Below are 18,739 nucleotides of genomic sequence, written 5' to 3'. Positions count from 1 at the left end.
GTCCCTTTTGTTCAGTGCGAAGTCCCTCTGGCAATTGAATTTAGGCACCTGTCCTTTAAGCGTCTACTGTGAGAGTTGACAGGTGTTTACTCATCCAGTGACGGTTCACGGCGCAGGTCTTCAGAGACTCAGGCGCAAGGCGAGCGCCGCCAGAGTGATCAACAGCACCGGCAAGGTCAGCACAATTCCGACCTTGAAATAATAGCCCCACGTGATGGTGATGCCTTTGCGCGCAAGAATATGCAGCCACAACAACGTGGCCAGGCTGCCGATCGGAGTGATTTTCGGGCCCAGGTCGCTGCCGATCACGTTGGCGTAAACCATCGCGTCCTTGACCACGCCCACGGCATGGCTGGATTCGATGGACAGCGCGCCGATCAACACCGTCGGCAGGTTGTTCATCGCCGACGAGAGCAGTGCCGTCAGCACCCCGGTGCCCATCGCCGCGCCCCATACGCCATACGTGGCGAAGGTGTCGAGCCAGGTTGCCAGGTAGGTGGTCAAACCCGCGTTGCGCAAGCCGTAGACCACCAGGTACATGCCCAGGGAAAACACCACGATCTGCCACGGGGCTTCTTTCAGCACTTTGCGCGTAGAAATTTTGTGGCCTTTGGCGGCGATCACCAGCAGTAACACGGCGCACACGGCGGAGATCGCACTGATCGGAATACCCAGCGGCTCCAGGGCAAAACAGCCGACCAACAAAATACCGAGTACCCACCACCCGGCACGAAAGGTCGCACGGTCGTGGACGGCGCTGGCCGGGTCGTCAAGGTCGGCGGGGTCGTAGGCCTGCGGAATATCGCGGCGAAAAAACCACAGCAGCACCGCCAGTGTCGCTGCAACGCTGACGAAGTTGACCGGCACCATGACTGCTGCGTATTCGTTGAAGCCGATCTTGAAATAATCTGCAGAAACAATGTTCACCAGGTTCGACACCACCAACGGCAAGCTCGCCGTGTCTGCGATAAACCCGGCGCCCATCACGAAGGCCAGGGTGGCCGCCGGGGAAAAGCGCAACGCCAGCAGCATCGACATCACGATGGGTGTGAGGATCAACGCCGCGCCGTCATTGGCAAACAATGCCGACACCAGGGCGCCGAGCAGCACCATATAGGCGAACAGGCGCCGACCACGCCCACGGCCCCAGCGCGCAACATGCAGCGCGGTCCAGGCAAAGAACCCGGCTTCATCGAGCAGCAGGCTGATGATAATCAGCGCGACAAAAGTGCCGGTGGCGTTCCAGATGATGTGCCACACCACCGGGATGTCAGCCAGGCTGATGACCCCGCACGCCAGGGCCAGAATCGCGCCCATGGTTGCGCTCCAGCCGACCCCAAGGCCCTTGGGCTGCCAGATGACCAGAACGATGGTGAAGATAAAAATCGCAATTGCGACAAGCATGAATAAACGCTCCGATGGCTCAGCAGCAGGTGCTGGCCCGTTGTGGTCTGTCGCCCATTGCATCAAGACGCTGCGCGTCGTTTTGCAACCATGGCTGGTTAGCTTGCAAGGTAATGTCCAGCACTTGGGTCACCCACTCGGGCAGTGCCGGATTGATGCGGTAGTAGATCCATTGACCCTGGCGACGGTCCAGCAACAGCCCGCCACTGCGCAGTTGCGCCAGATGGCGGGAGACTTTCGGTTGACTGTCGCCAAGAGCATGGATCAGTTCGCACACGCAAAGTTCGCCCTCGCGCAGGATCAATAACGTCAACCGTACGCGGGTGGCATCGGCCAGGCATTTGAACAGCTCGGGCGCAGAGAGGGGAGCGGACATGATCGAGGTCTTCGTATGGATGGCCGGGTGAATATATGGATAGCCATATATGTAGGTCAAATCCTGAATTCCATTGACGTGGATCAAATGCCCGACAATCCGCCACAAGTGACTGAAATTAAAATGAAACACGAATGTCCTAAAGTGCCTGCCCATTGCTGATGAAGGAAGAACTCGCGTGACCCGTGCCACTCGCAACCTGCGCAAAACCCTCGATTCTGTCGCGGACAATAATGAAACTGCGGCGTTTGACCTGATGCGCGCCGTCGAAAAACTCGGCGATGAAGTGCTGCGCCAACGCCTGCTCAATACCATCCACCGGCTCAACCAGGATGCCCATGAGTTGCGCGAAGCGCGTGACTCGGTGGAGCAGGTCTCGGTCAAGCTCGCCTGAGCACGATCGTTCAAGACAAGCCCCGTATCACGCTGGCATGCTTGTCGACTGTCTGTCGATGAGCCGTCTCCATGCCTACAGCCTTACCTCATTACGCCTTCGGTCGCGGCGCCCTTGCCGTTATTCCACTGTCTCTGGCCTGTGCCCCCTGGGGATTGTTGGCCGGTTCCATGGCGATTGATGCGCAATTTACTCCGCTGCAAGCTCAGGGTTTGTCCGCCATTGTGTTCGCCGGTGCCGCGCAGTTGGTGGCGATCGGCATGGTCAAGAGCGGTGCCAGCCTGATCTCGATTGTGCTGACCACCTTGCTGCTCACATCCCAGCATTTGCTTTACGGCATGCACATGCGCCCGACGCTCTCGTCGCTCAATGTACGGTGGCGCATGAGCCTGGGCTTTTTGCTGACTGACGAGTTTTTCGCGCTGGTCAACCACTATGACCGTCAGACCTTCAATCGCTGGTATGCGCTGGGCGTCGGCCTGACGTTCTACATCATCTGGAACCTCTTCACCCTGGCGGGCATCGTGCTTGGCAAAAGCATTCCGGGGCTTGATCAGCTGGGGCTGGAGTTTTCCATCGCTGCGACTTTTATCGCCTTGATCACGCCGGTGGTGCGCGATGTGCCCACGGTGGTCTGCGTGGCGGTCTCGCTGCTGTGTTCGGTATGGCTGAGTTACTTGCACTGGGAGTCGGCGGTGGTGGTGTCGGGCGTGCTGGGGATGGGCGCAGGGTTTGCCTGCAAGCGGCTGGGAGTAGGGCAGCGATGATCTACATCATGATTGTGGCCATGGGCCTGGTGGTATTTCTCAACCGCTACTTGTTTATCGAGCCGCGTCTGCCGGTGCGCCTCAATCGCGGCGCGCGCGAGTTTCTCGGGTTTGCGGTGCCGGGAATGCTGACGGCGATTTGCGGGCCGATCATTTTTCTCGCCGAGCATAAGCTCAACCTGAGTCCGGCCAATCCTTACTTGCTGGCGGGGATCTGTGCGGTGGCGTTGATGTTCTGGACGCGTAGCGTGTTGATCACGGTGCTGTTGAGCATGGGGCTGTTTTATGTGTTTCGTTGGTGGCTCTGATGCGCAGGTGAGTTGCTGGAGGTCATCCACCGACAGCCAGGCAAAAAAAAGCCCGCGGGAGGGCGGGCAGAAGGGAGACTTCTTAAAAATGAGCCTGCCAACTATAGGCAGCGCGAGCGCCCTTCACAGTGAAACTAAATTCATTCGGCCGCAGGTTTTGGCGGCTTCTTGGTCTTGGCCTCCGCCGCCAGGCATTCCAGGGCGAACTGCTCGGTATAGGTCATGTGGATCGGCGTGCTTTCACCTTTTACCGTGCGTTCGCCATCAAGGATGTAGCGGATGCGCTTGTCGGTGACGCCGATGCGCTTGGCGATCCACGTCGGCGTCTGGCCGATGCGACTGATCAGCTTATCGGCGTAGTCGGTGGACGGGTTATAGCGTTCGGCGTTGGGCGTCATCGGGGTTCCAGGGGCAAGCGGGGGCATAAGTAGGCGACAGCGTGACGTAATAATCCTTGAGTGTCGCCTGCTAATGGTAGAGTCGCGTTTTTTCCAAGGAGGCGATGGCATGCGAAAGCTGGTAATTGGCGCATTGGCACTGGCAGTACTGTCCGGTTGCGCGGGCTCGAAAATGAACGACGCGCGCACCGGCGTGCCGTACAAAACGCTGGCTTCAGACAAGACGCCATTGGTGGTCGCCCAATGCATTCAGTTCGGCTGGCAGGACGAGGCGGTATTTGGCGTTGACGCCGGAGGCTTCAAGGAGCCGATCGAAGCAGGCGGTTTTACCGTGTACACCACCGGCGGCGATTATTTTGTCGACGTGCGCAGTGCCGGCGCCGGTTCCAGCGTCAATTACTTTGCCGTTGCCGACACGATGCCTGCCAAGCGCCGACTGGCCGCGCTCGCGACCTGCCTGTAATCCTTTGCCTAAGTGATATTCGGAAAAGCCTGGCGGGACAGCCGACGGACATTGGCTTATCATTCCCCCGCTCGCTCGACGTGATGGCTCTTTACCAGTACACGGACGTCGAGGCCGCAACGTCGGGCGGGCCTCGTTTCTCCTAGCGTGGCATGTAGCCCAAGTGCCAGCGCCGCGGAATCTTCAGCGACACGACGCCCAGCAACGCGGCGAGCGCGCCACTGACCAGCAGCGCCTTCAGGCCGAGCTGGTGCTCCAGCACCGCGCCGATCACCGCGCCCACGAACATGCCGACCCACGGAATCAGTTGCACCCTCCAGCCATTGCGCCGTTCTCCCAGCATCCAGCGGCCCAGCCCGCGGCCGAAGCGCGAGAGGGCGCCCGTCACATAAGTCAGGCCCACCGGCAAACCGTTTACCTCTTCCACAGCGGCATTGAGCATACCCATCGCCACAATCGCTGCCAGCAGTGCAGGCAAGGTGTCGTCGAAGGGCCACATCGCGCCGCCGCACAGCAAAGCCGCAATGCACAGCAGCAAGGGCAGCGCGTGCCGACGGCTGAGGCGGCTGATCACCACACCCAGGGCGTTGCCGACGACAAATGTTGCGACCAGCAGCAACAACCGTCCGGTGAGGCCCTGGTCGCCTGCGCTGATCGCCACGGCCAGGCGCGTGGTGTTACCGCTCATGAACGAAACAAAATCACCGCTGGCCATAAAGCCTATCGCATCGGTCATGCCGGCCAGCACGGATAGGCTGGCCACCAGCATCAAGCCGACCCGCCCACGCCAGCGTTGGCGGTGGGCGAGTGCGGCGTTGGCGTAGGGTTTGCGCGATGAAGGCAGCATGGCCCCATGTTCCTCGGTGAGATTATTCGGCCACCACCGTAGGACGCTTTGGTTGCGCGCGCAATGACCTCAGACACACTCCAGTCGCCAGCCCTGACGCTGCCAGGTCAAAAGGTGCGTCGGTCTGACGGCTTGCACGAACGTCTCGTCATGGGACACCACCACCATGGCCCCAGTAAAACCTTGCAACGCCTGCTCAAAGGCCAGCACGGATTCAAGGTCCAGATGGTTGGTCGGCTCGTCCAGCAACAGCAGTTGCGCCGGCACCTCGCGCCACAAGGCAATCGCCATCGCCGCCTTTAAGCGTTCGCCGCCGCTCAATTGGCGGGTGGGTTGAGTCACCCGCAAGGCATCCAGTTGCAGCAACGCCAAACGCGTGCGCAGCTCGGCTTCGGCCAGAGGGGTGTCGAGCAGGTTGAGCTGTTCGACGATGCTACGGTTGCCATCCAGCAGTGCCAGGTGCTGATCGATATAGACACTGGCCACATGCACGGTGCATTCGCCACTGACCACCGGCCATTGGCCCGCAAGCACCTTGAGCAATGTGGATTTGCCGCACCCGTTCGGCCCGCGCACGGCCATGCGCACCGGGCCCGCCAGGTTGAGCGTGACGTAGCTGCAGGCATGGTGCGGATCAAGCCATGGCAGTTGAGCGTTTTCCGCGCTCAGAACCTGGCGGCCATTGGGCAACACTGAACCGGGCAGGGCCAGCAGTGTGGGCGATTGATCCTCCACACGTTCATGGGCTTGGCGTACCTGCGCATCGAGCGCGTGTTTATACGCGTGATGCGCGCTGCGCACGCTGCTGACGATCTCCTTGGCAGCGCCCTTCCAGCGGGCTTTGGTGAACCCAGTGACATTCGCGGTTTCTGCGTGCTTACGTGCGCGGGCGGCGTTGCGCTGCAGGTTGTCATGATCTTTCTGCAGACGTTTGCGTTCGCGGCTGCGCGCCAGGCGGGCGTGTTCCAGGGCGGCCACGGCCGCGTGCTGTTCGCTGTCGCGTTGCAAGCGATAGGCATCGTAGTTGCCGCCATACACCTGCGCGCCAAGCGGCGACAGCTCGATGATGCGCGCCATTGCATTGAGCAGTTGCCGGTCATGGTTGACCACCACCAGGCCGCCGGGCCAGGCTGCCAGCGTGCGCAGCAGCCAGTCACGGCCGGCGCTGTCGAGGTGGTTGGTTGGCTCATCGAGAATCAGCAACTGCGGCGCGGCCAGCAGCGCACCGATCACCGCAACCCTGGCCAGTTGGCCGCCACTGAGTTGATCGGCTGGCGTGGCAGCGTCGAGTCGATGCAACCCGGCTGCACCCAGCGCGGTGCGCAGGCGTTCGGCAAGGTCCCACCGATCATCGACCAGCGCCAGATCATCCGCGCGGGCCTCACCGTGGGCCAGTCGCTCAAGGGCGGCCAACACCTTCGCGGTGCCGGTGACATCGGCGACGGTTTCGCCCGGTTGAACCGCCAGCGCCTGCGGCACATATGCCACGCTGGCCGAGCTTTTCAACGTGCCGGCAGTGGGCGTCAGCAAACCGGCGAGCAGCTTGGCGAGCAGGCTTTTGCCCCGGCCATTACGCCCGACAATCCCGGTGGGTGTGTGATCGATCGACAGGTTGAGGTCGTTCAGCAGGGTTTCGCCATCGGCGAACTGCAAGGACACGTGTTGCAATGAAACGAGTACGGGCGGCCGTTTGACGTCAGTCATCAGCACCTCCAAAAAAATGTCGGACAGGCCAACAAGCGCGCCAGGCGGCTCGTTGCAGATACATTTTGGAAGGCTTAGTTGTTCACGTCGGCGTGCATCCCGTGATTCAGAAGAGGCGCAAAGGCTAACCCACCTTGGCGTTTTTCGGCAAGTCCGCGGCCAATTGCTCGAGGAACATTGCCAGCGCAACTTCTTCGGCTTTCAAGCCTTTGCGCACCCGGGGCTTGGGCAGCTTGGACAATTCGCCCAGGCTGAAATGCTCCAGCACAGCAGGGTGGATATAGCACTTGCGGCACACCGCCGGGGTATTGCCCAGTTGTTTGGCGACGTCCTTGACCATGGCGACCACATGCCGCTTGGCATCCGACTCCGGTTGCCACTCCAGTTCGCGCAATACCGCCAGGGCCAGGGCGGTGCCTGCCCAGGTGCGGTAATCCTTGGCTGTGAAGTCGGCACCGGTGAGGCTGTGCAGGTAGGCGTTGACGTCATGGGAGCTGACGGTATGCCGCTCACCGTCTTCATCCAGGTACTGAAACAGATTTTGCCCTGGCAATTCCAGGCAACGCTTGACCACCGTGGCCAGGCGCCGGTCCTTGACGCTGACCTGATGCTCGACGCCGCTCTTGCCGCGAAACTGGAACAGTATCTCGCTGCCCTTGATGTCGACATGGCGGGTGCGCAGCGTGGTCAGTCCGTAGGATTTATTGTCCCGCGCGTATTGAGTGTTGCCCACGCGAATCAGCGTGGCATCGAGCAGCATCACCACGGTGGCCAGGACTTTTTCGCGGGTGAAACCGGGCGCGGCAATTTGTGCTTCCAGTTGCGCGCGCAGTTTCGGCAATGCATTGCCGAACTGTTGCAGGCGCGAATATTTGTCGGTGTCACGCACCTCACGCCAGCGCGGGTGGTAGCGGTATTGCTTGCGGCCACGGGCATCGCGGCCGGTGGCTTGTAAGTGGCCGCGCGGGTCGGCGCAGATCCACACGTCGGTGTAGGCGGGTGGCACAGCCAATGAGTTCAAGCGTTTGATTTCGTCGGCATCGGTGATGCGCTCACCGTTGGCGTCGAAATACTGAAACTTGCCGCGCAGCTTCTTGCGGCGGATACCCGGTTGGGTGTCGTCAACGTAATGCAGGTCGCGGGGCAGGTCGGCAAGCAACGCGGAGTCGGGCATGGTGCAAATTCCTTGGCAGTAATCAGGCCGGTATGTCTGATTGACCGCAGGGTTTTGCGCTCGTGCCAAATTCTTAAGCCAGCACCGCCACCGCCTTGATTTGCGCCCACAGCGCCTGGCCGGGATGCAGCTGCAACTGGTCGCGGGAAAACCGCGTGATGCGCGCCAGCAACGGCGTGCCGCCGGCGTCGAGGCGCACCAGCACATGGGCGTTGTTGTCGGCAGAGATCTCCCCGGTCACCGTCACCGGCAAGCGATTGAGGATACTGCTGGGTTCCTGCGCCTGCAGGCTGAGGCTGACATCCCGTGCCTGTACCTTGATGCGCAACTGTTTGCCCAGTGCCAACGGCGCATGGGCAACGCGCATCGATAACGCACTGTCGGGCAATTGCAGCGTCAGCAGTTGATAGTGTGCGTCGTAGGCACTGACGCTGCCATTGATCACTACCCCGGCATCGTCACCCAGGGCCATGGGCAAATCGAGCCGCGCCAGGGTTTCACCGATGGGGCCGCTGGCCAGCACCTGGCCGTCACTGAGTAACACGATGTGATCAGCCAGCCGCGCCACTTCGTCCTGGGCATGGCTGACGTACAGCACGGGGATATCGAGCTCATCGTGCAGGCGTTCGAGGTACGGCAAAATTTCACTTTTGCGTTTGCTGTCCAGCGCCGCCAAGGGTTCATCCATCAACAGCAATTGGGGACTGGTGAGCAGCGCGCGGGCGATGCCGATGCGTTGGCGTTCACCCCCGGACAAATGCTGCGGGTGGCGGTCGAGCAAATGGGCAATGCCCAGCAGTTCGGTGGCGTGAGCCAGGTCCACGCGTCGCTGCTGACGAGCGATACGCTTGAAGCCGAATTCCAGGTTGGCCCGCACCGACAGATGTGGAAACAGGCTCGCCTCCTGGAACACATAACCCAAGGCACGTTTGTGCGGTGCCACAAACAGCCCGTTGCGGCTGTCTTGCCAGACTTGATCGTTGATCTGCACAAAGCCGTCTTCGGCACGCTCCAGCCCGGCGATACAGCGCAGGCAGGTGGTCTTGCCCGAGCCGGAATGCCCGTACAACGCGGTGACGCCGCGGCCTGGCAATTTCAAATCCACTTCCAGCGCAAAGCCTGGGTAGTTCAGTTTCAGGCGTACCTCAATCATCGCGATCAGCTCCAGCCCATCTTGGTTTTACGGCTGGAGTAAAGCGCCAGCAACACGAGGAAGGCGAACACCACCATGGAGCCGGCCAGCCAGTGCGCCTGGGCGTATTCCATGGCTTCGACGTGGTCGTAGATCTGCACCGAGACCACGCGGGTTTTGTTGGGGATATTGCCGCCGATCATCAGCACCACGCCGAATTCACCGACGGTGTGCGCAAAGCCGAGAATCGACGCGGTGATAAACCCCGGGCGGGCCAAGGGCAGGATCACCGTGAAAAAGGTGTCCCACGGATTGGCGCGCAAGGTCGCGGCCACTTCCAGTGGGCGGGTGCCGATGGCGCCGAAGGCGTTTTGCAACGGCTGCACCACAAACGGCATGGAGTAGATCACCGAGCCCAGTACCAGCCCTGTGAAGCTGAAGGTCAGGGTGCCCAGGCCCAGCCATTGGGTGAATTGGCCGAAATACCCATTGGGCCCCATGGTCAACAGCAGGTAAAACCCGATGACCGTTGGCGGTAATACCAACGGCAGGGCGACGATTGCGCCGATGGGGCCGCGCCACCAGGAACGGGTGCGCGACAGCCACAGGGCAATCGGAGTGCCGATGACCAGCAGGATCACAGTGGTCAGTGACGCCAGTTTGACCGTCAACCAGATCGCGGAAAAATCGGCACTCGACAGCGGCATTTACTGGGCCAGCTCATAACCGTAGGACTTGATCACCGCAGCGGCTTTCGGGCCTTTGAGGTAGTCGACCAGGGCCTTGGCCGCGGCACTGTCCTTGCCTTTGGCGAGGATCACCGCGTCTTGCTTGATCGGATCGTGCAGCGAGGCGGGCACGATCCACGCCGAACCGCTGGTGACCTTGCCGTCCTTGTAGATCTGCGACAGGGCGACGAAGCCCAGTTCAGCGTTGCCGGTGGAAACGAACTGGAAGGCTTGGGTGATGTTCTGCCCGGTGACCAGCTTGTCTGCGACCTGCTCGCTCAGACCTTCCTTGGCCAGCACTTGAGTGGCGGCGAGGCCGTAGGGTGCAGTTTTGGGGTCGGCGATGGACAAGTGCTGGTACTGGTTTTTCTTCAGCACCTCGCCTTTGGCATCGACGTAGCCTTCCTTGGCCGACCACAGCGCCAGGGTGCCGACCGCGTAGGTGAAGCGCGAACCTTTGACGGTCGCGCCTTCGTCATCGAGCTTTTTAGGCGTGGTGTCATCTGCGCTGAGGAACACTTCGAACGGCGCGCCGTTCTTGATCTGCGTATAGAACTGGCCGGTGGCGCCATAGGCCGCAACCAGTTTGTGGCCAGTGTCTTTCTCGAAGTCGGCGGCGATCGCCTGGATCGGCGCGGTGAAGTTGGCGGCCACGGCCACCTGCACTTCGTCGGCCTGCGCCGAGCCCAGGGCAAAGGCCGCGATCAGGGTGGCGAGGGCTGTGGGGGCCAGACGTGAGGTGCGGATCATCATGAAGCAGCTCCTTTGAGGATGTACGGCTTGTTATAGATAGAAGGCTTTATCGCTATGTAGAGGAATATATAGCGGTTAGCCATCGCCGGTACAGCGCAAAGTTGCCCGCGGCATCAGTTGTGCTTGAGCTTTGCCAGCGCCTGCGCGGCCAGCTCGCGAGTCAGGTCGTAAGTAGATGCATCTTTGCACAAGCGCAGTGCCTGGCCCGACCACAGGTTGCTGAAACCCGCCTCGTCCTTGGCCTTGAGCGGCATCAGGGCACCACCGGACGTGGGGAAGGCAGACGCCGCCGGATTGATCGCACCCAGTTCACGCATCACGCGGTTGACGATGCCGCGCGCCGGGCGGCCGGTGAACAGGTTGGTCAGTGCGGTTTCGCTGGCCTGGGCTTGACGCAACGCAGAGTAGTGGGAGGCGCTGACGTTGGCTTCGGGTGTAAACAGGTAGGCGGTGCCGATTTGTACGGCTGATGCGCCCAGAGCAAGGGCCGCGACAATGCCGCGCGCATCAGCAATACCGCCGGCCGCAATCACGGGCACGCTGACGGCGTCGACGATCTGCGGTACCAGCGCCATCAAGCCGATCTGGGTATTGAGATCGTCGCTGAGAAACAAGCCGCGATGCCCGCCGGCCTCAATCCCCATCGCGATGATTGCATCGCACCCATGCTGTTCCAGCCAGACCGCTTCTTCCACGGTGGTGGCGGATGACAGCACCTTGGCGCCGGTGGCTTTTACCCGGTCGAGCAAGGTTTTTTCCGGCAGGCCAAAGTGAAAGCTCACCACCTCGGGGCGAAACGCCTCGACCACCTGGCAGGCGGCCTCGTTAAAGGGCGCGCGGTTGGAAACGGGTGTTGGCGCATCGAAATCGGCGCCCAGTTCGCGGTAGAAGGGTTGCAACAAGTCCTTCCAGCGACGGTCGCCGGCCTCGTCGGCGTCGGGCGGTCGATGGCAGAAGAAATTCACGTTGATGGGGCGCGTACCAGCCTGGCGGATCGTGCTCAAGGCTTCGCGCAGTTGCTCGATGGTCAGCGCTGCGGCGGGCATCGAGCCCAGCGCACCCGCTTCATTGGCGGCAATCACCATGGCGGCGGTCGTAGCGCCGGCCATGGGGGCCTGGATGATGGGCAATTGAATGCCCAGCAGGTCGATGATGCGCGAGTCTGGCCAGGTGCTCATGGGATGCGTCTCCAGCGTGAGTAGGACTTTGCGCTGTTTTAACAGGGCCATTGGCACCCGGCCAGTCCGTATTATTCACTGGACGAGGGCAGGGTTTCGTGCAGCGCCATCAGTCGATGGCATGCCCCAGCACCGCGTGAATGCGCTCGGCAATATGGGCCGCATGGGTTTCCAGGGCAAAGTGGCCGGTGTCCAGTAGTTCAACCACCGCGTTGGCGTTGTCGCCCTTGTAGGCATGGGCGCCAGGCGGGATGAAAAACGGATCGTTCTGGCCCCAGATCACCAGCGTCGGCACTTGGCTGGCTTTGAAAAATGCCTGGAACGCCGGGTACAGCGTGAGGTTATTGCGGTAGTCGAGAAACAGGTCCAGCTGGATTTCGTCGTTACCCGGGCGTTGCATCAACAGCACGTCCAGCATGTAGGACTCCGGTGCGACCAACTCCGGCTGACTTACCCCATGCAAGTACTGGTAGCGCGTGCCTTCCAGGCTGATGACCGCGTTGCGGATCACCTCGCGATTGGCTGCGCTCGCGTCCGCCCAGTAGGCGCGAATCGGCGCCCAGGCATCGCCCAGCCCTTCCAGATACGCGTTGCCGTTTTGCGAGACCAGCGCGCTGACCCGTTCCGGATGCGCCACCGCCAGTCGCAGGCCCACGGGTGCACCGTAATCGAATACGTACAGGGCGTAGCGGCTCAGTTTCAGCGCATCGACGAAATGCCCGACGCTGATCGCCAGGTTATCGAAGCTGTACTGGTAATCGCGCTCGACGGGCACCTCGGTGAAGCCGAAACCGGGCAAATCGGGGGCGATGACCCGAAAGCGCGTAGCGAGCAGCGGAATGAGGTCGCGGTACATGTGCGACGAGCTGGGGAACCCGTGCAACAGCAACATGACCGGCGCCGAAGGATCGCCGGCTTCACGGTAGAACATGCGCACACCATCGACATCAACGTGCTGGTAGCGAACGACGGGGGTTGCGATAGACATGATGAGGACACCTATGTAACTGGATTGGTTGGTAATACAGGTTACTGATTTAAAAGTTGCGCCCAAATATGTAACCTGTCAAACCAATTATTACGGTTATCTTTTTTCATGCTGTAACTATCCAGGGGTAAAAATAGCGGTTACGATTGCGCGGTGCTCGAGAGGACAAATCATGGCCACCCTTACGCCCCATGCGCCACCATCACAACCCTATGTACTGGCCGATGAGCCGGTGCTGGACATGCTCAATACCCTGGCGAATATCGACGGCCAGCCGGTGGATTTCTGGCATACCGACGCCGACGTTGCGCATTGGCTGGTGCGCCTGGAGTGGGTAGCGCAAGCGAGCATTCCCACATTCGAAGAAGGTGCTTTGCTGGGGGCTGCACGCCAACTGCGCGAGGTAGTCCGTGAACTGGTGGCTGCGCGCAAGAACGGTGAGACGGGCGACCCTGCGGTGCTCAACGGTTTTTTACGCAAAGCGGTCAGCTATCCGCAGTTGGTCTGGCCTGCGTGCGGGCAGCCTCAACTGGAGCGCCAGCGCAAGCAACAGACGGCGGAGCAGTTTTTGTCGCCGATTGCCGAAGCAGCGGCTCAGTTATTGGTGGCCGGCGATTTCAGCTTGATTCGCCGCTGCGAGCATCCCGAATGCGTCCTGTGGTTTTATGACCGGACCAAAGCGCACAAGCGCCGTTGGTGCAGCATGGCGTTGTGTGGCAACCGGCATAAGGTCGCGCAGTTTCGTAAACGCAAGGCCTTGTAAACGCACACTGGCGCTATAAAAGGAGAGGGCGGTGCAGGCATTTTCGGGTGACCGGTCTCAACCTGCGCGCACGTAATGCGGATGAAGGTCCGGCCTCCGGCGCACAACGTCGGACCGGTGTGCTGCTGTTTTGTGCGCTGAGTCTTTACTGACTCTCCCGCTCCAGCAGCTGCCGTTTGCGCTCAACCCCCCAACGGTACCCGGAGAGCTCGCCATTGCTGCGTACGACGCGATGGCAGGGGATCGCCACTGCCAGGTGATTGGCGCCACAAGCCTGGGCCACCGCGCGAAAGGACGTAGGCGCGCCGATACGCTGGGCGATCTGCGCGTAGCTGGCCGTGCTGCCCACCGGAATGTCGCGCAGTGCCTGCCACACACGCTCCTGAAAGGCGGTGCCGCGCAAGTCCAGGGGCAAATTCAGGCCCAGCGCCGGTGCTTCGACAAAGCCCACGACCTGGGCGATCAATTGCTCGAAATGCCGATCCGCGCCGACCAAATCGGCCTTGGGAAATTGATCCTGCAGGTCGCGCACCAGCGTGTCCGGATCGTCTCCCAGCAAAATCGCACACACGCCCCGTTGGCTCTGCGCCACCAGAATGGCCCCCAGCGAGCACTGGCCCACGGCAAAATGGATCTCGCTGTTAGTGCCGCCGGCCTTGTAATCGCTGGGTTTCATGCCGAGTAACTGATCGGCGGATTCATAAAAGCGGCTGTTTGAATTAAAGCCTGCGCCGTACACCGCGTCCGTCACGGAATGCTCGCCCTTGAGGCCAACGCGTACTTTGCGTGAGCGAAGGGCGCTGGCGTAGCCCTTGGGCGTCAGGCCGGTGATGGCTTTGAAGACACGATGGAAATGGAACGAACTCAAGCCGGCCAGGCGCGCAAGTACGTCCAGGCTGGGCGGTGTTTCGGCCTGCTCTATATGCCTGCAAGCATCGGCGACTATTTGCGCGTGGTGCGCGGCCAATTGGGTCTGGTCGCCCGCGGCGCGTTTACTCGGCCTATAACCCGCCGCTTCGGCCTGGGCGGGGGAGTCAAAAAATTCGACGTTCTCCGGCCGTGGCAAGCGCGAGGCGCTGCTGGGGCGGCAATAAACGCCGGTGGTCTTTACGCCGTAGACAAACAGCGCGTCGGCCTTGGCGTCGCGGGCAACGATGGCGGCCCAGCGAGGGTCTTGTTGGTTGTTCATGGCCTGCACTCTTGATGGGTCACGGGCAGATTAACCGCGCGGGTTGCGCTCGACACTCCGAAGCTTGCGGTCAAATCAACCGGCCGTGCGGAAAGTCAGGTTGATACGTTGTGGTCCCATCACCGGATGCACACCTTCCTTGATCGGCATCACCCCATGAAAACGCAAGCGATCGACGCCACCCCAGACCACGACATCGCCGTGAAACAGCGAGATTTTCTGCGTGCGGTTGCCACGCTCATGCCCACCGAACAGGAAAACAGCCGGCAGCCCGAGAGACACGGACACCACCGGGGCGCTATAGCAACGTTCGTTTTTGTCCTGGTGCAGCGACATTTTGGCCCCGGGCACATAACGGTTGATCAGGCAGGCATCCGGGGAAAAGTCATTGAAGCCGGCCTCTGCGGCCGCCAGCTTGGCAAGCTCGCGCAAAGCGTCCGGCATTGCCGGCCAGGGTTGCCGGCTGCGCGGATCAACCGGGCTGTATCGATAGCCAGAGCTGTCGGTGGTCCAGCCCAGTGCGCCGCAACTGCTCAGGGCCGCTGACATGGTAAATCCGCCGGGTGTGACCATCTGCCGAAACGGGGATTGAGCCAATACGCGCCGCAGCTCAGGTAGCAGGCGATCAATCCAGGGCAGGGCGTAGCCCCTCAGCACGTAAGACTCTTCGCCGATCTGCTCGCGCCCGGCCGGTTGTTGCAGCGCATCGTCGGCGAACAGATCCGCCGTGGGGCCGGACATGGCTTACAGCGCCTTGCTCACAGTGATGTCGGTGATTTCGTCACTGGCATCGTGGATTTTCGCCAGCGCCTGCTGGGCTTCTTCGACACTGTTGGTGTGCAATTGCGCGAACTCAAAGCGACGTTCGCCGTTGAGTTTGTACTTGATGACGTATTTGGTTGTGGTAGTCACAGTGTTTTCCTGTCGAGTGTTCGGGTCAGCTCAGTTTGGTACTGGTGCGGCGAACGATGCGAATTTTGTGCGACAACGCGGGCTTGCGCGTAACGCTGATGGCGCGGCGTGTCACTACATCCAAGGTGATGTTCCAGAAACCGGTGCTGGGGGCGGTGATTTTTGCCGGGAACTTGTCGAACGCGCCGCCGTGATAGGTGTGGCGGCCGCCGTTCTTGAAGCTGCGAAAATTGGCGTCGCTCATCAGGCGAATGTTGCACGTCTGTGAGCATTCAATGACAACGATGTCGCCCTCGTTGAGGTGCTCGCGCTGGTGGATGAATTTCATGGGGTGTCTCCAGAAGGGCTTTTTCTGAAAAATCAGAATGATACGTAGGTTAAGATAGAGTTTATCAGCCCCAGCGCGTTTATTATCGGGTCGTCGTCGACGACTTCGACAATTTAAAACAGTTATTTCCCGAGTTTTTAGAGATAAATCCTACATTGGCGGGAGAAATTTACTCTCTACGCTGTCGTAGGATCTTTATCGGAGGTTTAAGTATGAAGTGGAGTGTGTTGGTTCTGGCCTTGGCCTTAGGTGGGTGTGCTTCGGTTGCAGATATCAAGCAGACCCCGCCAACATTGGTGGTCATTTCAGGTAAAAAACCGCCGGAATACGCCGCGTGTGTCGTGCGCAAGCTCGCCGCCACCCGCAGACCGCCGCAGATCGAGCCTCACAAGGACGGTGTACAGGTGATTGTGCCGCAGAAATTCTCGGCTGACCCGTCGGCGATCTTCGAGATTGAAGAGCGCTCCAGCGGCAGCAGTATCAAACTTTACGAAAGCATGTCGAACGTGCCCATTCGACCTGGTGATGTGAAAAAAGCCGCAGAGGATTGCATCTCCGGCTGAGCCCCAGCCTCATTGGACGCTTGAATCCGATAAAAAGCCTGACGCTGCACTGCAGCGTCAGGTTTTTTTTGCAGTCACTTTGGGTGTTTTCGCAAAAGGTCCAGTCCTCGACCGTTTTTAAGCTTATGCGCTCGTGATCTAAACCTATACCTCTAAAAATGGAGCCGTGATGAGCGTGTTGATCGGGCAAGGCATCCGTTAAACTGTTGGGCATTCAATGCAAAAAATGCCGCGCAACCTCATGGATGCGTGGCATTTGTCTTTTTCTGGAAAACCGTCATGAAGCGTGAACACGTCAAAGCCCGCCAGGCCGAGGGTCAGATTTCGGCCACCCATGTCATTCAGAACCCTGCCGATCTTGGCGAGTGGATCGTGTTTTTCAAGAAAAGCGGCGGACGCAGTTTTTTTCTGGTGGACGAGCAGGACGAAGTCGAGTCATTCGCGCGCCTGGATGACCTCATCGAGCTTCTGCGCGGGCTGGGCATCAAGTTCGCCGAAATTCACCTGTAGCCGTTGGCTATTTGCACACGACCACTACGCTTCGGCTCTTGAAGTTGCCTACGTCTTTGCCCAGGGTCTTGTCGTCTTCCTTGAGCGAGGGTGTGCCTTCGGTGCCGACGATACGGTAGCCGGTGCCCGCGCAGGAGGCGTCGGCTTTCTCGTAGCAGCTGGCCCACGAGTTGGCTTCGCCCGAGCAGTCGATGGTCAGGCCTTGCTCGCCATTTTTCAGAAAGGTGTCGGAGGTGGTGGTGCAGCCGGTCATCAGCGCCAGGGCCGCAGTCAGTGCCAGAATCTTGTTCATGAGTTGAGTCGTCGTCGAGGGTGTTGGAGGGAGCGCTGACACTGTCGTGGGGCGTTCGCAGCAGATTATAGCGAACTGCCACCTAGGTACAGACAAACACAAAAAAGCCCCGTCAAACGGGGCTTTTTGCGCAAGTCGCTCTGGCTTACTTGCCTTTGGGTCTTTTGCTCGATGCGTGGCCGGCTTCGTCCACAAACACTTCGGCTACCGCAATAGCCTGACTTTCAGTCGGGAATACCCCGGCAACGCTGTCACCGTGAAAGTTGATCAAGTGCCAGCCGTCTGCTCGCTGTGTGATCAGGTAGCCGTTTACGCCTTTTGGTTCTGACATCTATTAACAATCTCGTGGTCTGGTTCAAGCGGCTCATGATAGCGCCAAATGCCGGGGGAAAGCGCAAGTTGTTGCAGGTCAGTGTGACGCGTGGCAAAGCGTGCTAAAACAGTTGCACCCCTTTTAATCATTGGGGGATGGCATGTTTTGCCGAACCGCTGGGCACGCTCTTGGCAGGATCAGCGGAACTTACGCCGACATTTTTTCTCTATGATGACATCGCAACGCCAGCAGGACCCCATTGTAAGGTGACTGCGGCCTCATTAGACTGCGCCGAATTCCGTACGCACAGCCCTTTGTAAGGACTCATATGATCAAGAAATGCTTGTTCCCAGCAGCCGGTTACGGCACTCGCTTCTTGCCAGCGACCAAAGCCATGCCCAAAGAGATGCTGCCGGTGGTGAACAAGCCACTGATTCAGTACGGCGTCGAAGAGGCATTGGATGCCGGTTTGAACGAAATCTCCATCGTTACCGGCCGTGGTAAGCGCGCACTCGAAGACCACTTCGACATCAGCTACGAGCTGGAAAACCAGATCAAGGGCACCGACAAGGAAAAATACCTGGTCGGTATCCGCAAATTGCTCGACGAGTGCTCGTTCTCCTACACCCGCCAAACCCAGATGAAAGGCCTCGGCCATGCGATCCTCACCGGCCGCCCGCTGATCGGTGACGAACCGTTCGCCGTGGTACTGGCGGACGACCTGTGCGTCAACCTGGAAGGCGACGGCGTACTGACCCAAATGGTCAAGCTGTACCAGAAATACCGCTGCACCATCGTTGCGGTGATGGAAGTCAATCCGGCCGAAACCAACAAGTACGGCGTGATCGCCGGTGACGACATTGGTGATGGCCTGATCCGCGTACGCGACATGGTCGAGAAGCCAGCGCCGGAAGACGCGCCGTCGAACCTCGCGATCATCGGCCGTTACATCCTGACGCCGGACATCTTCAAGCTGATCGAAGAAACCGAGCCGGGCAAGGGTGGCGAGATCCAGATCACCGACGCCCTGTTGAAGCAAGCCAAAGACGGCTGCGTGATTGCCTACAAGTTCAAAGGTCAGCGTTTTGACTGCGGTGGCGCTGAAGGCTACATCGAGGCGACCAACTTCTGCTACGAGCACTTCTACAAGACTGGCAAGGCTTACTGATTCACGCTTGCTGAGTGTTTTAAGAGAAAGCCACCCTCGGGTGGCTTTTTCGTTTTTCAGCCCCATCTAAATCGGTATGCTGATGAC

General features: G+C 60.0%; 25 protein-coding genes. 8 read left to right on the top strand and 17 right to left on the bottom strand.

All coding sequences use genetic code 11. The features are described 5' to 3' along the window. Positions 1-120: 120 nt before the first annotated feature. Both AC19YS_RS28730 and AC19YS_RS28725 read right to left on the bottom strand, forming a co-directional pair. The gene (locus AC19YS_RS28730; protein ID WP_106579136.1) at positions 121-1,404 is read right to left on the bottom strand and encodes an arsenic transporter; all 1,284 of its coding nucleotides are present in this window, start codon (positions 1,402-1,404) and stop codon (positions 121-123) included. Positions 1,405-1,423: 19 nt separating this feature from the next. Next, entirely contained in the window at positions 1,424-1,780 is a 357-nt protein-coding gene (locus tag AC19YS_RS28725; RefSeq protein WP_106579137.1) for a metalloregulator ArsR/SmtB family transcription factor, read from the bottom strand. 178 nt (positions 1,781-1,958) lie between these two features. Between AC19YS_RS28725 and AC19YS_RS28720 the strand changes: the two genes are divergently transcribed. From AC19YS_RS28720 to AC19YS_RS28710, 3 genes are all read left to right on the top strand, one after another. Continuing rightward, positions 1,959-2,174 carry a hypothetical protein gene (locus AC19YS_RS28720; RefSeq protein ID WP_017138831.1) on the top strand — a complete coding sequence of 72 codons (216 nt, stop codon included), beginning with the start codon at positions 1,959-1,961 and terminating at the stop codon, positions 2,172-2,174. A 71-nt stretch (positions 2,175-2,245) separates the two neighbouring features. Beyond that, on the top strand, positions 2,246-2,941 hold the full coding sequence (locus AC19YS_RS28715) for an AzlC family ABC transporter permease (protein WP_106579139.1): 696 nt from the start codon (positions 2,246-2,248) through the stop codon (positions 2,939-2,941). Continuing rightward, positions 2,938-3,249, top strand: coding sequence for an AzlD domain-containing protein (locus AC19YS_RS28710; protein ID WP_106579140.1), 312 nt, complete (start codon positions 2,938-2,940; stop codon positions 3,247-3,249). Before AC19YS_RS28715 ends, AC19YS_RS28710 begins: the two co-directional genes overlap by 4 nt. A gap of 140 nt (positions 3,250-3,389) precedes the next feature. Here the strand turns inward: AC19YS_RS28710 and AC19YS_RS28705 are convergent, their stop codons facing one another. Continuing rightward, positions 3,390-3,647: a hypothetical protein gene (locus tag AC19YS_RS28705; protein WP_500603201.1), complete on the bottom strand. Its 258-nt coding sequence runs from the start codon at positions 3,645-3,647 to the stop codon at positions 3,390-3,392. Positions 3,648-3,756: 109 nt separating this feature from the next. On the opposite strand from AC19YS_RS28705, the gene AC19YS_RS28700 reads away from it, so the two are divergent. Then, positions 3,757-4,110: a lipoprotein gene (locus AC19YS_RS28700; RefSeq protein WP_106579142.1), complete on the top strand. Its 354-nt coding sequence runs from the start codon at positions 3,757-3,759 to the stop codon at positions 4,108-4,110. Positions 4,111-4,252: 142 nt separating this feature from the next. On the opposite strand, the gene AC19YS_RS28695 is transcribed toward AC19YS_RS28700, so the two are convergent. The 8 genes from AC19YS_RS28695 to AC19YS_RS28660 all read right to left on the bottom strand — a co-directional run bounded on the left by AC19YS_RS28695 (position 4,253) and on the right by AC19YS_RS28660 (position 12,614). Continuing rightward, positions 4,253-4,957: a YoaK family protein gene (locus AC19YS_RS28695; RefSeq protein WP_500603200.1), complete on the bottom strand. Its 705-nt coding sequence runs from the start codon at positions 4,955-4,957 to the stop codon at positions 4,253-4,255. Between the two features lie 69 nt (positions 4,958-5,026). Next, positions 5,027-6,661, bottom strand: coding sequence for an ABC-F family ATP-binding cassette domain-containing protein (locus AC19YS_RS28690; RefSeq protein ID WP_500603199.1), 1,635 nt, complete (start codon positions 6,659-6,661; stop codon positions 5,027-5,029). A 124-nt stretch (positions 6,662-6,785) separates the two neighbouring features. Beyond that, positions 6,786-7,835 carry a DNA topoisomerase IB gene (locus tag AC19YS_RS28685; protein WP_124417531.1) on the bottom strand — a complete coding sequence of 350 codons (1,050 nt, stop codon included), beginning with the start codon at positions 7,833-7,835 and terminating at the stop codon, positions 6,786-6,788. A gap of 73 nt (positions 7,836-7,908) precedes the next feature. After that, positions 7,909-8,988, bottom strand: coding sequence for a molybdenum ABC transporter ATP-binding protein (gene modC, locus AC19YS_RS28680; protein ID WP_500603198.1), 1,080 nt, complete (start codon positions 8,986-8,988; stop codon positions 7,909-7,911). 5 nt (positions 8,989-8,993) lie between these two features. Continuing rightward, positions 8,994-9,674 (bottom strand): molybdate ABC transporter permease subunit, encoded by a 681-nt coding sequence (gene modB / locus AC19YS_RS28675; RefSeq protein ID WP_106579147.1) that lies wholly within the window; start codon positions 9,672-9,674, stop codon positions 8,994-8,996. Beyond that, positions 9,675-10,448 (bottom strand): molybdate ABC transporter substrate-binding protein, encoded by a 774-nt coding sequence (modA, locus tag AC19YS_RS28670; protein ID WP_500603197.1) that lies wholly within the window; start codon positions 10,446-10,448, stop codon positions 9,675-9,677. Positions 10,449-10,561: 113 nt separating this feature from the next. Continuing rightward, positions 10,562-11,626 carry an NAD(P)H-dependent flavin oxidoreductase gene (locus tag AC19YS_RS28665; RefSeq protein WP_500603195.1) on the bottom strand — a complete coding sequence of 355 codons (1,065 nt, stop codon included), beginning with the start codon at positions 11,624-11,626 and terminating at the stop codon, positions 10,562-10,564. 109 nt (positions 11,627-11,735) lie between these two features. Next, positions 11,736-12,614 (bottom strand): alpha/beta fold hydrolase, encoded by an 879-nt coding sequence (locus AC19YS_RS28660; protein WP_179677409.1) that lies wholly within the window; start codon positions 12,612-12,614, stop codon positions 11,736-11,738. A 172-nt stretch (positions 12,615-12,786) separates the two neighbouring features. Here AC19YS_RS28660 and AC19YS_RS28655 point away from each other — a divergent pair, with 172 nt between their 5' ends. Then, positions 12,787-13,377, top strand: coding sequence for a CGNR zinc finger domain-containing protein (locus tag AC19YS_RS28655; RefSeq protein WP_124417526.1), 591 nt, complete (start codon positions 12,787-12,789; stop codon positions 13,375-13,377). Between the two features lie 145 nt (positions 13,378-13,522). Here AC19YS_RS28655 and ada read toward each other — a convergent pair whose 3' ends face one another. The 4 genes from ada to AC19YS_RS28635 form a co-directional block, all read right to left on the bottom strand. Next, positions 13,523-14,566, bottom strand: coding sequence for a bifunctional DNA-binding transcriptional regulator/O6-methylguanine-DNA methyltransferase Ada (gene ada, locus AC19YS_RS28650; RefSeq protein ID WP_500603194.1), 1,044 nt, complete (start codon positions 14,564-14,566; stop codon positions 13,523-13,525). Between the two features lie 75 nt (positions 14,567-14,641). Next, positions 14,642-15,307 (bottom strand): DNA oxidative demethylase AlkB, encoded by a 666-nt coding sequence (gene alkB, locus AC19YS_RS28645; RefSeq protein WP_106579153.1) that lies wholly within the window; start codon positions 15,305-15,307, stop codon positions 14,642-14,644. A 3-nt stretch (positions 15,308-15,310) separates the two neighbouring features. After that, complete coding sequence (locus tag AC19YS_RS28640) at positions 15,311-15,478, bottom strand: hypothetical protein (RefSeq protein ID WP_164487941.1); 168 nt, start codon at positions 15,476-15,478, stop codon at positions 15,311-15,313. Between the two features lie 25 nt (positions 15,479-15,503). Next, entirely contained in the window at positions 15,504-15,806 is a 303-nt protein-coding gene (locus AC19YS_RS28635; RefSeq protein ID WP_003173824.1) for a DUF1883 domain-containing protein, read from the bottom strand. Between the two features lie 212 nt (positions 15,807-16,018). Here AC19YS_RS28635 and AC19YS_RS28630 point away from each other — a divergent pair, with 212 nt between their 5' ends. Continuing rightward, a complete protein-coding gene (locus AC19YS_RS28630) occupies positions 16,019-16,369 on the top strand; it encodes a hypothetical protein (protein ID WP_106579154.1) in 351 nt (116 codons plus the stop codon). Positions 16,370-16,648: 279 nt separating this feature from the next. Further along, positions 16,649-16,879 carry a hypothetical protein gene (locus AC19YS_RS28625; RefSeq protein WP_106579155.1) on the top strand — a complete coding sequence of 77 codons (231 nt, stop codon included), beginning with the start codon at positions 16,649-16,651 and terminating at the stop codon, positions 16,877-16,879. Positions 16,880-16,886: 7 nt separating this feature from the next. On the opposite strand, the gene AC19YS_RS28620 is transcribed toward AC19YS_RS28625, so the two are convergent. After that, complete coding sequence (locus AC19YS_RS28620) at positions 16,887-17,171, bottom strand: hypothetical protein (RefSeq protein WP_106579156.1); 285 nt, start codon at positions 17,169-17,171, stop codon at positions 16,887-16,889. A 145-nt stretch (positions 17,172-17,316) separates the two neighbouring features. Then, a complete protein-coding gene (locus AC19YS_RS28615; RefSeq protein ID WP_028616218.1) occupies positions 17,317-17,502 on the bottom strand; it encodes a hypothetical protein in 186 nt (61 codons plus the stop codon). 310 nt (positions 17,503-17,812) lie between these two features. On the opposite strand from AC19YS_RS28615, the gene galU reads away from it, so the two are divergent. Beyond that, entirely contained in the window at positions 17,813-18,652 is an 840-nt protein-coding gene (galU, locus tag AC19YS_RS28610) for a UTP--glucose-1-phosphate uridylyltransferase GalU (RefSeq protein ID WP_003230743.1), read from the top strand. Positions 18,653-18,739 lie beyond the last annotated feature (87 nt).

Source organism: Pseudomonas sp. MF08831, from assembly GCF_059862645.1.
The sequence above is the reverse complement of the archived record's forward strand: the minus strand, read 5'-3'. Positions and strand labels throughout refer to the sequence as shown.